The sequence below is a fragment of the Streptomyces sp. NPDC097617 genome (assembly GCF_044761485.1).
Taxonomy (GTDB): Bacteria; Actinomycetota; Actinomycetes; order Streptomycetales; family Streptomycetaceae; genus Streptomyces.
Genome location: NZ_JBIWCL010000072.1, coordinates 1 through 2,189, shown reverse-complemented (window position 1 = coordinate 2,189; position 2,189 = coordinate 1). Strand labels below are relative to the sequence as shown.

The 2,189-nt window shown below is 70.7% G+C and carries 3 protein-coding genes; all 3 read left to right on the top strand.

Annotation, left to right across the window (positions count from 1 at the left end):
• A partial coding sequence (locus ACIQZO_RS40420; RefSeq protein ID WP_403636409.1) for a vitamin B12 dependent-methionine synthase activation domain-containing protein occupies positions 1-1,056 on the top strand: 1,056 nt, incomplete at its 5' end.
• 28 nt (positions 1,057-1,084) lie between these two features.
• Positions 1,085-2,059, top strand: coding sequence for a methylenetetrahydrofolate reductase [NAD(P)H] (metF, locus tag ACIQZO_RS40415; protein ID WP_403636406.1), 975 nt, complete (start codon positions 1,085-1,087; stop codon positions 2,057-2,059).
• A 5-nt stretch (positions 2,060-2,064) separates the two neighbouring features.
• The coding region (locus ACIQZO_RS40410) for an adenosylhomocysteinase (RefSeq protein ID WP_403636411.1) at positions 2,065-2,189 on the top strand (125 nt) is incomplete at its 3' end.

The window sequence follows — 2,189 nt, the reverse complement described above, 5'->3', positions numbered from 1 at the left end:
CAGCGCAAGCTGGCAGCCGACTACCCCGTCATCCTCGGCGGCGCCGCCCTCACCCGCGCCTACGTCGAACAGGACCTCCACGAAATCTACGAGGGCGAAGTCCGCTACGCCCGCGACGCCTTCGAGGGCCTGCGCCTGATGGACGCCCTGATGGGCGTCAAACGCGGCGTCCCCGGAGCCCAGCTCCCACCCCTCAAGCAGCGCCGCGTCCCCAAACGCGACACACCCCTGCTCACAACGGCGCAGCCGTCCGAAGCCGGCCGCTCCGACGTCGCCACCGACAACCCGGTCCCCACCCCGCCGTTCTGGGGCACCCGCGTCGTCAAGGGCATCCCGCTCAAGGACTACGCCTCCTGGCTCGACGAGAGCGCCCTCTTCAAAGGCCAATGGGGCCTCAAGGACGCCGACACCATCGCCACCGACGGCCGCCCCCGGCTGCGCGGCTGGCTCGACAAGCTGCACACCGACAGCCTCCTGGAAGCCGCCGTCGTCCACGGCTACTTCCCCTGCGTCTCCAAGGGCGACGACCTGATCATCCTCGGCGAGAACGGCTCGGAGCGCACCCGCTTCACCTTCCCCCGCCAGCAGCGCGGCCGCCGCCTGTGCCTCGCCGACTTCTTCCGCCCGGAGGAATCCGGCGAGACCGACGTCGTCGGCCTCCAGATCGTCACCGTCGGCAACCGCATCGGCGAGGAGACCGCACGGCTCTTCGCCGCCGACGCCTACCGCGAATACATGGAACTCCACGGCCTGTCCGTCCAGCTCGCCGAGGCCCTCGCCGAGTACTGGCACGCCCGCGTCCGCGCCGACCTCGGTATCGGCGGCTCCGACCCGCAGTCCATGGCCGGCATGTTCCGCACCGAGTACCAGGGCTGCCGCTACTCACTGGGCTACCCCGCCTGCCCCGACCTGGAGGACCGCGCCAAGATCGCCGACCTCCTGGAACCCCAACGCATCGGCGTCCAGCTCTCCGAGGAATTCCAGCTCCACCCCGAGCAGTCCACCGACGCGATCGTCATCCACCACCCCGAAGCCAACTACTTCAACGCGCGCTGACCCCCCACCAGCCGGAAAGGAGCCCGACATGCCCGCTGCCCCGGCCGCCACCGCCGAACGCCCCCGCACGTCCCGTGCCCCCACCCCCACACCGCGACCCGCCCCGCTCGGCGTACGCGACCTGCTCGCCCAGGGCCGGCGGACCTTCTCCTTCGAGTTCTTCCCCCCGAAGACCGACGCCGGGGAGCGCACCCTGTGGGCGGCCATCCGCCGCATCGAGCCCCTCGCCCCCTCCTTCGTCTCCGTCACCTACGGCGCCGGCGGCTCCTCCCGCAGCCGCACCGTCGAAGTCACCAAGCGCATCGCCGCCGAGACCACCCTGCGCCCGGTCGCCCACCTGACCGCCGTCGGCCACTCCATCGCCGAACTGCGCCACATCATCGGCCAGTACGCCGACGCCGGCATCCGCGACATCCTCGCCCTGCGCGGCGACCCGCCCGGCGATCCGAAAGGGCAGTGGACGCGCCACCCGGACGGCCTGACCCACGCCCACGAACTGGTCTCCCTCATCCGCCGGCTGGGCGACTTCACCGTGGGCGTGGCCGCGTTCCCCGAGCGTCACCCCCGCTCACCCTCCTGGACCGAGGACATCCACCACTTCGCGGCCAAGTGCCACGCCGGCGCCGACTACGCCATCACCCAGATGTTCTTCCACGCCGAGGACTACCTGCGGCTGCGGGACCGGCTCCTGGCCGTCGGCTGCCTGACCCCGATCATCCCCGAGATCATGCCGGCGACCGATTTCCGCCAGATCCGGCGCTTCGCCGAACTCAGCGACGCCCGCTTCCCCGACGCCCTCGCCCAGCGGCTCGAAGCCGCGAAGGACGATCCGGCGGCCGGGCACCGCATCGGCGTCGAGTACGCCAGCGCCATGTCCGAGCGCCTCCTCGCCGAGGGCGCACCCGGACTGCACTACATCACCCTCAACAAGTCCACCGCGACTCTAGAGATCCATCAGAACCTGAACATCAGCCACGACCCAGCCACCACCATCACGGAGTAGAACCCATGGACTTCAAGGTCGCAGACCTCTCTCTCGCCGTGTTCGGCCGCAAGGAGATCACCCTGGCCGAGCACGAGATGCCGGGCCTGATGTCGATCCGCGCGGAGTACGCGCAGGCCCAGCCGCTGGC

Bases quoted from the DNA above. Each gene is read 5' to 3' on its own strand.
- metF (WP_403636406.1), top strand. From the start codon at position 1,085: ATGCCCGCTGCCCCGGCCGCCACCGCCGAACGCCCCCGCACGTCCCGT.